Below are 11,469 nucleotides of genomic sequence, written 5' to 3'. Positions count from 1 at the left end.
CGACCCGGTGTGCCGGCCTTGACGACACACCACGCAGAGACCCCGAAACCGCGAACCGGATCAGGACAAGACCCATGACCATCGAGTATCTCAAGCACTCCAAGCCCGAGGCAGAGCGGGCCGAAGACGACGCCAAGGTCCGCCAGGTTGTTGAGAGCACCCTGGCCGATATCGAGAGCCGGGGCGACGTGGCCATTCGCGAGCTCAGCCAGAAATTCGACGGCTATGCGCCCGAGCGGTTCCGCCTGAACGCCTCCGAGATCGAGGCGGCCATGCAAAAGGTCTCGACCCGGGATATGGAGGATATCCGCTTCGCTCAGGACCAGATCCGCGCCTTTGCCGAGGCGCAGCGGGCCTCCATGACGGATATCGAGGTCGAGACCCGGCCCGGCGTCATCCTGGGACATCGCAATATCCCCGTGCAATCCGTGGGCTGCTATGTGCCCGGCGGCAAGTTCCCCATGGTGGCCTCGGCGCATATGTCCGTGCTGACGGCCTCTGTGGCGGGGGTGCCGCGCATCGTGTCCTCGGCCCCGCCCGTGGATGGCGCGCCCCATCCGGCCATCGTCGCGGCCATGCATCTGGGCGGCGCGCACGAGATCTACGTGCTCGGCGGGATCCAGGCCGTGGGCGCCATGGCGATCGGGACCGAAACCATTGAGCCCGTGCATATGCTGGTCGGGCCGGGCAACGCCTTTGTCGCCGAGGCCAAGCGGCAGCTCTATGGCCGGGTGGGGATCGACCTCTTTGCCGGGCCGACCGAGACCATGGTCATCGCCGACGACACCGTGGATGCCGAGATGTGCGCCACGGACCTGCTGGGCCAGGCCGAGCACGGGTATAACTCGCCCGCCTGCCTGATCACCAATTCCCGCAAGCTCGCCGAAGAGACCCTGGCCGAGATTGACCGGATCCTCGCGATCCTGCCCACCGCCGAGACTGCGGCCACCAGCTGGCGCGACTATGGCGATGTGATCCTCTGCGACACCTATGACGAGATGCTGCAGGTCGCCAATGACATGGCCTATGAGCATGTGCAGGTGATGACCGACCGGGATGACTGGTTCCTGGCCGAGATGCATTCCTATGGAGCGCTCTTCCTCGGGCCCCGCACCAATGTGGCCAATGGCGACAAGGTGATCGGCACCAACCACACCCTGCCCACCAAGAAGGCCGGGCGCTATACGGGCGGGCTCTGGGTCGGCAAGTTCCTCAAGACCCATTCCTATCAGAAGATCACCACCGATGCCGCGGCGGCCGAGATCGGCGCCTATGGCTCCCGGCTCTGCATGCTCGAAGGTTTCGTCGGCCATGCGGAGCAGTGCAATGTCCGTGTGCGCCGCTATGGCGGGGCCAATGTGCCCTACGGGGCTGCAGCGGAGTAACCCAAATGCCCGAGGCCCGGATCACGGCGGCGGATGTCGCGCGCAAGGCGGGTGTGAGCCAGCCGACCGTGAGCCGTGTTTTTACCCCGGGCTCGCGAGTCTCGCCGGACAAGGTGGCCCGCGTGCGCGAGGCCGCGCGCGAACTGGGCTATCTGCCCAACACGCTGGCGCGCTCGCTCAATACCGGGCGCAGCTACACGATCGGGATCGTGCTGGCATACCTCACCAACCCGTTCTACCCCGAGGCGCTGCAGATCCTGTCGGAGCGGTTCAGCGCGCGCGGCTACCACATGATGGTGATCTTCGCCCAGAACCTCGAGGAGGAGGTGGATGGCGTGGTTGAGAACCTCATGGCCCATCAGGTGGACGGGATCATCCTCGCCTCCGTGAGCATGTCGAACTCCCTGACAGCGCGGCTGCGTGATCTGGGGATGCCCTTTGTCCTGTTCAATCGCGGGCAAGAGGATCGCAGCCTGCCCTCGGTCACCTCCGCGAACTACGCGGGCGGGTATCTGGCAGGGCAGTTTCTCGTGGCGGGGGGGCACCAGCGGATCGCCCATGTGGCGGGTTGGCACAAATCGCTCAACGGGCGTGACCGGCAGGCGGGGTTCGAGGCAGCTCTGGCGGAGGCGGGGCAAGCGCCGCTGGCGATCATCGAAGGCGCGTTTCGCCGGGATATCGCCGCCGAGGCCACGCGCACCCTCTTTGCCCGTCCCGATCCGCCCGATGCGATTTTTGTCGGCAATGACCACATGGCCTTCGCCGTGCTCGAGACGCTGGAGGCCGAGCTTGGCCGCGCGGTTCCCGACGACGTGTCCGTTGTGGGCTATGACGATGTGGCCATGGCCGCCTGGCCTTCCTATGACCTCACGACCCTGCGCCAGCCTGCCAGCGATATGGCGGATGCGACGGTCACCATGCTGCTCGGCATGATCGAAGCGGGGGACGCCCCATCCGGTCGGCTCGAAATCGAAAGCCCTCTCATTCTGCGCGGCACGGCCCGCATTCCCGAGGGCTGGCCGCGCGACGCGGCGCGCCCCTCTGTTGAAATCCAAGGAGACCCGAAATGACTTCGCCCGATCTGCAGCCCCGCATCGTGCGCTATGGCGAGCTTGTGCCTTGCAAGACCGCCTTCATTGACGCCCACACCCCGGGCTCGGACCAGAAGGAAAACTTCACCATTATCGGGGGCGGCGTCTCGGAAAGCCCGGACCAGCATGTCCATCTGCGCGATGCGATCGGCTTCAATATCGGCGCGGCGGGCCAGCCGCCGAAATGCCGCAACTCGCTCCATGATCACAACACCGCCGAGGTGTTCTTCGTGCTCAAGGGGCGCTGGCGGTTCTTTTGGGGGCGCCATGGCGATGCGGGGGAGGTCGTGCTGGAAGAGGGCGACATCTTCAACATCCCCACGGGGATCTTCCGAGGGTTCGAGAATATCGGGCTCGACTATGGGATGATCATGGCCGTGCTGGGCGGCGATGATGCGGGGGGCGGGGTCCATTGGGCGCCGCAGGTCGTGGAGGATGCCGGGGCCCATGGGCTGGTTCTGGGCGAGAATGGCAAGCTCTATGACAGTGCCAAGGGCGAGCACTTGCCCGAGGGCGTCGCGCCTATGCCGCTCATGTCCGCCGAGGAGCTCTCCAAGCGCGGGGAGCCCAGCACGGCGGATGTCGTGCCCCATTACGTTGCGCGGTATTGGGACCTGATGGCGCTGGCGGATCGCGCGCCGGTCAAGGTGATTGGGACGGGGGCCGTGCTCGAGGATCGACCGGGCTTCGAGGTGGAGTTTCTCACGCGCGGATCTGCCTCCGAGGCGGCGCTTCTCAGCGAGATGCCAGAGGTGCTGATGCCCATGCGGGGGCATTGGCGGCTCGCCTGGGACGGGGGCGAGACCGTGCTCAATCCCGGTGACACCTGTCTGATCCAACCGGGGCTCTCGCACACCCTGACGCCGGCCATGACAGGGGAGGTCAGCCTCTATCGGGTACGGCGGACGAGCGATCCGGCGGGCAAGACCCTGCCGCGCGCGGGATGAGCGAACCGCTCGTTCTGCTGCCCGGGATGATGTGCGATGCGCGGCTTTTCGGATCCCAGATCGCGTCCCTGTCCCGAGATCGCGCCATTCTTGTTGCGCCGCTTACCGGGCAGGACAACATCGCGGAGCTTGCGGAGGCTGTGCTCGATATCGCGCCGCCCCGTTTCGCGTTGGCCGGGCTCTCCATGGGGGGGATCGTCGCCATGGAGGTGATCCGTCTCGCCCCGGAGCGGGTGACGCGGCTTGCGCTTCTGGACACCAACCCGCGGGCGGAACCCCCCGGAAAGGCGGAAGGGCGGTCTGCCCAGCTGGCACGGCTGCGCGAAAAGGGCCTCGAGGCGATCATGCGAGAGGAGCTGATGCCCTATTACCTCGCCTCGGAGGACCCGGCGGATCCCAATCTCGACCTGTGCCTGCGCATGGCGCTGGATTTTGGGCCTGAGGTCTTTGCGGCGCAGTCCCGGGCGCTGCAGACCCGCCCGGATCAACAGGAGAGTTTGCGCGCGGTGACAGTGCCGAGCCTGGTGCTCTGCGGGGCGCAGGACCGGCTGTGCCCGCCTGCACGGCATGAGCTGATGCGGGATCTGATCCCCGGTGCCGAGTTGGTGCAGATCCCGGAGGCGGGGCATTTGCCGACGATCGAGACGCCTAATTCGGTGACAGAGGCAATGCAGAGCTGGTTGGCGCGGAGCGCGTGAGGGTAGGAGAAGGGGGCTCTGTCCGTAGCCGGACAGAGCGGACGCGCGCCGCGGATCTCGCCCACGTGCCAGGATTTGCCTACCTGCACCCTGGCAGCCGCGGTCCAGAGGGGCCCTAGTCGAGGGTGACGGTCTTGCCGGACAGCCCGACCGACAGGGTCAGGGACCCTTCATTGATCAGCCATTTCCGCAGCACATAGCTGCGCGCGCCACAGGCATGCATCGGGTCGGCCTCGGCCATCACCTTGGCCGCCTCGAAGGATTCCGCCCGGTAGATGATCAGCCCGATCCCCTCCATCAGCGCGCCGGTCTCATCGGACATCGGCCCGGCAAAGGCGAGCGCGCCAAGCGCCTCCAGCTCGGCCTGATAGGCCAGGTGATCGGGCAGGGCGGCCTTGACCGCCTCCGGTGCGCCGGTGGGCGTCGATTGCGCCACATACAACTCCAACGCGAGCGCACCCCGCGCCTTGGCCTCAGCCTTGTAGCTCTCCCATGGGGGCATTGCCTCCCTCCTTCCATGCTCGATTTCAAAATATCGATTTTATTTGACTTGAGGTTTTTTTATCGCCAAAAATACCCGTAAGCAAGAGGGAGGCTGGGATGCGATTTCTAGTGGGGCGCGTCGAGGGCGCACAAAGCGTATTTGCCGTAAGCGGCGATCACGCGGTCAATCTGAGCGCGGCTCTGCCGGGCGTTGGCGCCGATCTCGCCGCGCTGGCGGAGGACCCGGATCTGCGCGCGGCCGCGGCAACCGCTGCTGCGTCCGGGGCGGCGACCATCCCCGTTTCCGAGATCACACCCGCGCTGCCCATCGCGGCCCCGCCCACGATCATCTGCCTTGGCCTGAACTATGTGGAGCATATCAAGGAGGGCGGCTACGAGATCCCGGATTACCCGGCGCTCTTCATGCGGGGGCGCAAATCGATCATGGCCGCAGGCGCGCCCATGGTGCGGCCCAGCTGCTCGGAGCAGCTCGATTATGAGGCCGAGCTGATGGTGATCATCGGCAAGGAGGGGCGCAACATCACCGAGACCGACGCCCTGTCCCATGTCTTTGGCTATACGGTGTTCAATGACGGCTCCGTGCGTGACTACCAGCGCAAGACCCACCAATGGACGCCCGGCAAGAACTTCGACGCCACCGGCGCGATCGGGCCCTTTGTGGTCACGCCCGAGGATTTGCCCGAGGGCGCGTCCGGCCTCAAGATCGAGAGCCGGGTGGGGGACGAGATCCTGCAATCCTCGAACACAAGCAACATGCTCTGGGGCGCGGCCAAGGCGATCTCGATCATTTCGGGCTACACCACGCTCAGCCCCGGCGACCATATCGCTCTTGGCACCCCGCCGGGCGTCGGCCATGCCAAGAAACCGAACCCGCGTTGGCTCCGCCCCGGCGAGACCGTCGAGATCGAGATCGAGGGGATCGGCATCTGCGCTAGCCCCATCATCGATGAGGCCGATCTGGCCCAGAAGACGGCGGCCGAGTGATGGGGGAGGGCGAGCAATCCCTCGCGGCCCTGCGCGCCCAGGCGCAGGAGGCGGTGCGGTCTCTGCGCGCGCGTAAGCCGCGGCTCGACGATGATGCGATTGACCTGATCCTGCGGGATGCGCGCTCCCACTACGCCTGGACGGACAAGCCGGTCAGCGAAGAGATGTTGCGCACTCTCTACGAGATCACGATCAATGGCCCGACCAGCATGAATACCTGCCCGGCGCGGTTCATCTTCGTGACCAGCGATGCGGCGAAAACCCGGCTGGCCAAGTCCCTCAAGCCCAAGAATGTGGAGAAGATGCGCGCGGCCCCGGTCACGGCGATCATCGCCTGGGACCCGGAGTATTGGCGCAAGCTCGACTTCCTCTTTCCCCATGAGGATCGCAAGCCGCTCTTTGAGGGCAAGCCGGGCTATGCCCATGACACCGCCTATCGCAACTCCACCCTGCAAGGCGCGTATTTCATGATCGCGGCCCGGGCCATGGGGCTCGATGTGGGGGCGATGTCGGGGTTCTCAAACTCCATCGTGGATGAGGAGTTTTTCGCCGAGAATGGTTGGAAATCCAATTTCCTCTGCAATATCGGCTATGCGGATGAAACCGCGCTGTTTCAGAAGCTGCCGCGCTTCGGTTTTGACGATATCTGCGAGATCATCTGAGCCATGGCGTTGCGTCCGAAAACCACGGTCACGCTGAAGGCCGATGCGCGAGGCTCCAGCCACTCACGGGCGGATGTCACCATTCGCGATCTGGGCTTTGCCATCGACGAGCCGACCGAGCGGGGCGGGACCAATGCCGGGCCGACGCCGACGGACACGGCGCTGAGCGCATTGATCGGCTGCACCAATGTGATCGGCCATAAATGCGCGACGAAGCTTGGGGTTGATATCGGGCATCTGCAGATCAGCGTCGCCTGTCAGTTCGACCGAAGGGGCGTGACGCTCTCCGAAGAAATCGACGTCCCGTTTCAATCCATCACGCAAACCGTCCTCAGCGACGGCACCGCAACCGACCAAGAGTTGCAGGCCGTGGCCTCCGAGGTCGAAAAATACTGCCCCCTCGCCAAGCTCTTTGTCGCGGCGGGGACGGAGCTCACAACAATCTGGAGGAAGGCCTGAGAAAACAGGCCAATAAGGGAGGATACCATGTTCAGCAAACTGACACGCCGCGCCACGCTGGCGGCGCTTCTGATCGGGGCCACCGCGCTCCCGACCTTGGCACAGGAAAAGATCCGCGTGAGCGTGATCGACGGCTACCCGGCCCGGGCGCTTTGGGTGAAGGAGTTCACGAATTTCTTCATCCCCGAGGTCGACAAGCGCCTCGCCATGACCGGTAATTATGAGATGGACTGGATGGAGAGCTATGGCGGCACCATCGTCAAACCCAAGGGCGTGCTCGAGGGCGTCAAGCTGGGCCTGGGCGATATCGGCATCGTCACCACCATCTTCCACAGCTCCAAGCTGCCCTCCCAAGGGCTTGCGGCGGTGACCCCCTTCGTGGCCGCAGACGCGCGCGCCGTGGCCAAGGCGGTCGACGAGATCGCCAAGGAATACCCGGCCATGCAGGCCGAGTTCGACAAGCAGAACCAGGTTTATCTCGCCACGGGCGTGGTGCTCGACACCTATCAGGTCTTCTCGCGGGAGCCCGTGAACGCGCTGTCCGATCTCGAAGGCTCCAAGGTCGCGGGGGCAGGGATGAACCTGCGCTATCTCGAGGGGATCGAGGGGGCTGCCGGTGTGCGCGGAGGTCTGACGGATTTCTACAACATGGTGCAGACCGGGCTTGTGGATCACGCCATGCTCTGGCCCGAGGCGGCTTCGACCTTCAAGATCGCCGAGGTGGCGCCCTATATGCTCAAGGCTGATCTGGGCGCGGTGAACTCCAAGACGATCACCGTGAACAAGGATTACTGGGAGAAGCTCCCGGATGAGGTGAAGGACGTGCTGCAAGAGGTCGCCGTGGCCTATCGCGACCATGTGGCGGGCATTGCCATGGACCGGGCCGAGGCGAGCCGCGAAGCCTATGTGGCCGCAGGTGGCACCGTGGTCGAGATGGACGCGGCCGAGCGCGCGGCCTGGGCCAATGCCATGCCGAACATCGCAGCCGAATGGGCCGCGAGCCTCGACGCAGCGGGTCAGCCGGGCACGCAGATGCTCAACACCTATATGGGCAAGCTGCAGGCCGCGGGCTTCACCCCGGTCCGCGATTGGTCCGATGATGATGCGGTCAACTGAGCTCTGACGGCCCCGGAATGAGCCTTTTTTCCAAAATTGCCAGCGACGTCGCCATGGCGGCCAACGCCGCTGGCACCTTTGTGGTCATCGCCCTGATCGCGGTGGTCAATTACGACATCATCGCGCGGGGGATCTTCTCGAAACCCTTTCTGGGCGCGGTGGAGGTCGTGCAATTCTCTATGGTGCTCATCGTCTTCCTACAGCTCCCGGATGTGATCCGGGTCGGGCGGCTGACGCGTTCGGACGGGTTCCTGATGCTGATGCGCCGCCGCAAACCGCCCGTGGGCCGCGCCATGAGCCGGATCATCGACGCGGTCAGCGCGCTCTTCATGGTGCTGGTGGCCGTCGCGATCTGGCCGGAATTCCTCGAGATGTGGGAGACCAAGGATTTCTTCGGTGTCCCCGGCGTCTTCACGGCGCCTTGGTGGCCGGTGAAGCTGGTGATCTTCCTGAGCGCCTGCCTCTGCACGGTGCATTTCATCCTGCACATCTTCAGCCAGACCGGGGATGATGCGCCCCATCAGGAAAGCGGCTCATGACCCCCGTCGATATCGGTCTCGTCTCCATCGTCGCGATCATCGTGCTGATCTATCTCGGCATGTATATCCCGATCGCGCTTGGCCTCGTGAGCTTTCTCGCGATCTGGATCATGCGCGACAGCATGGATCTGTCCTTTGCGCTGCTGAAAATCGCCATCGGCGACAGCGCGATGGAATACACTTTCGCCACCATTCCGCTTTTCACCTTCATGGGGCTGATCGTCTCTAAGGCGGGGCTGGGCGCGGATATCTACTCGGTCATGAACCAGGGCTTCCGTCGCATCACCGGCGGGATCGGCATGGCCACGGTGGGCGCGAATGCGGTTTTTGCCGCAGTAACCGGGTCGTCCATCGCCTCGGCCTCGGTATTTTCGAAAATGTCCGTGCCCGAGATGCTGCGCCACAACTACAACCCACGCTTCGCCGTGGGTGTGGTGGCCGGGAGCTCGGTGCTCGGCATGATCATCCCGCCCTCGGCGATGCTGATCATCTATTCCTTCGTGGCCGAACAATCCGTGGGGGAGATGTTCCTCGCGGGCGTGATCCCGGGCCTGTTGCTCGCGGCGGCCTATGTGGCGGCGATCTGGTTCATGGGGCGCTTCACTCCGGGCTTTGTCGGCGGCGAGATGGTGGAGGAGGGCGATCTCATGCCCTGGTCCGAGATCGCCGTGAAAACCCTGCCGATCCTTGGGCTGATCATCGTCGTTCTTGGCGGGATCTATACGGGCTGGACCACACCGGTGGAGGCCGGGGCGGCGGGCTCACTGCTCGGGATCATCATCGCCGCCGTGCGGGGGCGGATCAACCTGCGCAGCTTCTGGGAGACGGTGATCGAGACCGGCCATATCACCGCCGCGATCCTCTTCCTGATCACGGCGGCCTCCATGTATGCCCGGATGCTCGGCCTTGCGGGCCTTCCCAACGAGCTGCAGAACTTGCTGGCAGCCAATGAGTTTTCCTTTTTCTGGATCATGGTGTTGCTTGTCGTGCTGATGCTGTTTCTCGGGACCATCCTCGATACGGCCTCGATCATCCTGATCGTCGTGCCGCTCTTCCTGCCGCTGATCGACGATATGGGGCTGAGCCTCGTGTGGTTCGGGATCGTGGCCGTGGTCGCCGCCGAGATCGGGCTGCTGACGCCGCCTCTGGGCCTGAGTTGCTTTGTCATCAAGGCGACGCTCGATGATGACCGGATCAAGCTCAAGGATGTGTTCCTCGGCGCCTTGCCCTTTGCCTTCGTGATGCTGCTGGTGCTGATCGTGCTGATCCGCTTCCCCGGCCTCAGCCTCGCCCTTCTCTGACCACAGGAGACCGTCCCATGCGGAATGTGACCAAAGACAATATCACCGATGTGTTCATGGGCTATCTGGGCGAGGGGACGGACCCGCGCCTGCGGGAGGTGATGGGCAGCCTCGTACGCCATCTCCATGCCTTCGCGCGGGAGACGAACCTGACCCATGCGGAGTGGAACATGGGCATCCAGTTCCTCGAACGGGCGGGCGAGATCTCGGACAAGGAGCGGCATGAGTTTGTGCTCCTCTCGGATGTGCTGGGGCTCTCGTCGTTGGTGGATATGCTGCACAATGCGCCCGAGGGGACGTCCTCCTCGGTGCTGGGGCCGTTCCACATCACGGGTTCGCCGCCGCTGCACGTGGGGGGCGATCTGCGGCAGGATTTCGACGCGCCCGTGTTGCTGGCCGAGGGCGTCGTGCGGGCGCCCGATGGCAGCCCGATCCCCGGGGCGACGCTCGATATCTGGCAGACGGCGCCGAACGGGCTCTATTCCAGCCAGGACCCAGATCAGGACACCTACTCATTCCACGGGCTGCAGACCGTCGGTGATGACGGCCGCTATGCCTTCACCACCGTGCGGCCCGTGGAATACACCGTGCCTTCGGACGGGCCCGTGGGGGATATCCTGCGCGCCTGTGGGCGGCACCCATGGCGGCCCTCGCATCTGCACTACATCGTCGAGGCCGAGGGCTATAAGCCGCTCGTCACCGAGGTTTTCCCCGAGGATGACCCCTATCTCGATCAGGACACGGTTTTTGGCGTGCGCGAGGATCTCGTGATGCGCTATGAGACGCGGCCTGCGGGCAGCTTCCCGGCAGAGGGGTTCGCCCTCTCGGGCAAGGTGCCGGAGGATTACCTCGCCGTCACATTCGATCTGACGCTGGTGCCCTTGGGCTGAGGCGCTATTCCGCCACCTTGGGGGCCGCGCTGTCCCCGAGGCTTTCGGCCAGAAACGCCCCGGTGTTGCGGTAGTGATCCAAGAGGCGCGTGCTCGCGGCCTCCACATCCCGGGCAACGACGGCAGCTAGAATGCCTGCATGCTCATCGCCCACATCCCGGCGGCCATAACTCAGCGCGCTGCCCGCGAGATAGCGGTAGCGGATGTTCAGATCATAGAGCTGGGAGCAGAATTTCAGCAGGATGGGCGAGCGCGCATTGGACAGAAGCGCCATGTGAAAGCTCTTGTGAAAGGTCTCGTAGTCCGGGTCCTGCGCGGCCTTGGCCCGCTTCATCCGGTGATGGGCGAGCACCACGTCTTCTTCCCAAGCCTCGGTTGCCGCCGCGAGGCTCTCGCGCAGGGCTAGATCCTCCAGCGTGCAGCGCAGGGTCAGGATCTCATCGAAATTCTCAGCACTGACATCGGCGGTGCGAAAGCCGCGCTGGTCGATCCGCTCCACCAGATAGTCCGAGGTCAGCAGGCTCAGCGCCTCGCGGATCGGCGAGGCCCCGGTGTCGAGCCGCTTGCGCAACCCGTCGATCTTGAGCTTTTCGCCTGGCTGCAGGGCCCCGGTCACGATCATCTTGCGCAAGGTGTGGTAGGCCCGCTGGGTGGCCGAGCCATCGCCCGGGGCCAAAGTCTGGGCCTGAGCCGAAAGGGGATCTTGCGCCTGCATTTGGTGGTCTCCGCAAACATACATAGTCGAGTCAGCTTAACCGTCAGGCCAGCATGCCCCAAGGGAAACCGCCCGTCGGGACCGGGCATCGCGAGGATGCCGGTCCGTCCGATGTATTTTTGCCGATATAGGCGTCCAGATCAACAAAAAGTCGATAAAATGACCGTGTGTGCCGGAC

Annotated in this window: 13 protein-coding genes; 11 read left to right on the top strand and 2 right to left on the bottom strand. The window is 64.5% G+C overall.

All coding sequences use genetic code 11. From position 1 onward, the window contains the following. Positions 1-74: 74 nt before the first annotated feature. From hisD to ACP153_RS13995, 4 genes are read left to right on the top strand one after another with little or no spacing between them, the layout of a single operon-like run. Positions 75-1,385 (top strand): histidinol dehydrogenase, encoded by a 1,311-nt coding sequence (gene hisD / locus ACP153_RS14010; RefSeq protein WP_424971627.1) that lies wholly within the window; start codon positions 75-77, stop codon positions 1,383-1,385. A 5-nt stretch (positions 1,386-1,390) separates the two neighbouring features. Next, positions 1,391-2,455 carry a LacI family DNA-binding transcriptional regulator gene (locus ACP153_RS14005; protein WP_424971626.1) on the top strand — a complete coding sequence of 355 codons (1,065 nt, stop codon included), beginning with the start codon at positions 1,391-1,393 and terminating at the stop codon, positions 2,453-2,455. After that, complete coding sequence (locus ACP153_RS14000; protein WP_424971625.1) at positions 2,452-3,423, top strand: cupin; 972 nt, start codon at positions 2,452-2,454, stop codon at positions 3,421-3,423. Before ACP153_RS14005 ends, ACP153_RS14000 begins: the two co-directional genes overlap by 4 nt. Continuing rightward, on the top strand, positions 3,420-4,121 hold the full coding sequence (locus tag ACP153_RS13995; protein WP_424971624.1) for an alpha/beta fold hydrolase: 702 nt from the start codon (positions 3,420-3,422) through the stop codon (positions 4,119-4,121). Before ACP153_RS14000 ends, ACP153_RS13995 begins: the two co-directional genes overlap by 4 nt. Positions 4,122-4,236: 115 nt before the next feature. Here ACP153_RS13995 and ACP153_RS13990 read toward each other — a convergent pair whose 3' ends face one another. After that, on the bottom strand, positions 4,237-4,623 hold the full coding sequence (locus tag ACP153_RS13990) for a YciI family protein (protein ID WP_424971623.1): 387 nt from the start codon (positions 4,621-4,623) through the stop codon (positions 4,237-4,239). Positions 4,624-4,721: 98 nt separating this feature from the next. Here ACP153_RS13990 and ACP153_RS13985 point away from each other — a divergent pair, with 98 nt between their 5' ends. From ACP153_RS13985 to ACP153_RS13955, 7 genes are read left to right on the top strand one after another with little or no spacing between them, the layout of a single operon-like run. Next, positions 4,722-5,609, top strand: a complete 888-nt coding sequence (locus ACP153_RS13985; protein ID WP_424971622.1) for a fumarylacetoacetate hydrolase family protein — start codon at positions 4,722-4,724, stop codon at positions 5,607-5,609. After that, positions 5,609-6,271, top strand: a complete 663-nt coding sequence (locus ACP153_RS13980) for a malonic semialdehyde reductase (RefSeq protein WP_424971621.1) — start codon at positions 5,609-5,611, stop codon at positions 6,269-6,271. Before ACP153_RS13985 ends, ACP153_RS13980 begins: the two co-directional genes overlap by 1 nt. Before the next feature lie 3 nt (positions 6,272-6,274). Next, positions 6,275-6,730, top strand: coding sequence for an OsmC family protein (locus ACP153_RS13975; protein ID WP_424971620.1), 456 nt, complete (start codon positions 6,275-6,277; stop codon positions 6,728-6,730). A 27-nt stretch (positions 6,731-6,757) separates the two neighbouring features. Continuing rightward, positions 6,758-7,846, top strand: coding sequence for a C4-dicarboxylate TRAP transporter substrate-binding protein (locus ACP153_RS13970; protein WP_424971619.1), 1,089 nt, complete (start codon positions 6,758-6,760; stop codon positions 7,844-7,846). 17 nt (positions 7,847-7,863) lie between these two features. Then, a complete protein-coding gene (locus ACP153_RS13965; protein WP_424971618.1) occupies positions 7,864-8,385 on the top strand; it encodes a TRAP transporter small permease subunit in 522 nt (173 codons plus the stop codon). After that, positions 8,382-9,686: a TRAP transporter large permease gene (locus ACP153_RS13960; RefSeq protein WP_424971617.1), complete on the top strand. Its 1,305-nt coding sequence runs from the start codon at positions 8,382-8,384 to the stop codon at positions 9,684-9,686. Before ACP153_RS13965 ends, ACP153_RS13960 begins: the two co-directional genes overlap by 4 nt. Positions 9,687-9,703: 17 nt before the next feature. Continuing rightward, entirely contained in the window at positions 9,704-10,576 is an 873-nt protein-coding gene (locus ACP153_RS13955) for a dioxygenase (protein ID WP_424971616.1), read from the top strand. Between the two features lie 4 nt (positions 10,577-10,580). Here ACP153_RS13955 and ACP153_RS13950 read toward each other — a convergent pair whose 3' ends face one another. Beyond that, positions 10,581-11,291 (bottom strand): GntR family transcriptional regulator, encoded by a 711-nt coding sequence (locus tag ACP153_RS13950; RefSeq protein ID WP_424971615.1) that lies wholly within the window; start codon positions 11,289-11,291, stop codon positions 10,581-10,583. Positions 11,292-11,469: the final 178 nt, after the last annotated feature.

The organism is Dinoroseobacter sp. S76, from assembly GCF_049801095.1.
Taxonomy (GTDB): Bacteria; Pseudomonadota; Alphaproteobacteria; order Rhodobacterales; family Rhodobacteraceae; genus Dinoroseobacter.
This window is presented reverse-complemented; position numbering and strand designations above follow the sequence as displayed.

Excerpts from the sequence above, each read along its gene's own strand:
- hisD (WP_424971627.1), top strand. The coding sequence starts at position 75 with ATGACCATCGAGTATCTCAAGCACTCCAAGCCCGAGGCAGAGCGGGCC.
- ACP153_RS14005 (WP_424971626.1), top strand. The coding sequence starts at position 1,391 with ATGCCCGAGGCCCGGATCACGGCGGCGGATGTCGCGCGCAAGGCGGGT.
- ACP153_RS14000 (WP_424971625.1), top strand. The coding sequence starts at position 2,452 with ATGACTTCGCCCGATCTGCAGCCCCGCATCGTGCGCTATGGCGAGCTT.
- ACP153_RS13995 (WP_424971624.1), top strand. The coding sequence starts at position 3,420 with ATGAGCGAACCGCTCGTTCTGCTGCCCGGGATGATGTGCGATGCGCGG.
- ACP153_RS13990 (WP_424971623.1), bottom strand. The coding sequence starts at position 4,623 with ATGCCCCCATGGGAGAGCTACAAGGCTGAGGCCAAGGCGCGGGGTGCG.
- ACP153_RS13985 (WP_424971622.1), top strand. The coding sequence starts at position 4,722 with ATGCGATTTCTAGTGGGGCGCGTCGAGGGCGCACAAAGCGTATTTGCC.
- ACP153_RS13980 (WP_424971621.1), top strand. The coding sequence starts at position 5,609 with ATGGGGGAGGGCGAGCAATCCCTCGCGGCCCTGCGCGCCCAGGCGCAG.
- ACP153_RS13975 (WP_424971620.1), top strand. The coding sequence starts at position 6,275 with ATGGCGTTGCGTCCGAAAACCACGGTCACGCTGAAGGCCGATGCGCGA.
- ACP153_RS13970 (WP_424971619.1), top strand. The coding sequence starts at position 6,758 with ATGTTCAGCAAACTGACACGCCGCGCCACGCTGGCGGCGCTTCTGATC.
- ACP153_RS13965 (WP_424971618.1), top strand. The coding sequence starts at position 7,864 with ATGAGCCTTTTTTCCAAAATTGCCAGCGACGTCGCCATGGCGGCCAAC.
- ACP153_RS13960 (WP_424971617.1), top strand. The coding sequence starts at position 8,382 with ATGACCCCCGTCGATATCGGTCTCGTCTCCATCGTCGCGATCATCGTG.
- ACP153_RS13955 (WP_424971616.1), top strand. The coding sequence starts at position 9,704 with ATGCGGAATGTGACCAAAGACAATATCACCGATGTGTTCATGGGCTAT.
- ACP153_RS13950 (WP_424971615.1), bottom strand. The coding sequence starts at position 11,291 with ATGCAGGCGCAAGATCCCCTTTCGGCTCAGGCCCAGACTTTGGCCCCG.